This is a genomic window from Paenibacillus camelliae (genome assembly GCF_023715345.1).
GTDB lineage: Bacteria > Bacillota > Bacilli > Paenibacillales > Paenibacillaceae > Pristimantibacillus > Pristimantibacillus camelliae.
On record NZ_JAMBNY010000103.1, the window covers coordinates 1 to 236 of the forward strand.

General features: G+C 53.8%; 1 rRNA gene. It reads right to left on the minus strand.

The window, feature by feature from the left end:
• Positions 1 to 236 (minus strand): 23S ribosomal RNA (locus M3180_RS23175); the annotation flags it as partial.

Below are 236 nucleotides of genomic sequence, written 5' to 3' on the forward strand. Positions count from 1 at the left end.
CCCGCACTTTTCAACGTGCGTGGGTTCGGACCTCCAGTGCGTGTTACCGCACCTTCATCCTGGACAGGGGTAGATCACACGGTTTCGGGTCTACGTCTGCATACTATATGCGCCCTATTCAGACTCGCTTTCGCTACGGCTCCGTCTCTCCAACTTAACCTGGCATGCAAACGTAACTCGCCGGTTCATTCTACAAAAGGCACGCCATCACCCATTTAACGGGCTCTGACTTCTTG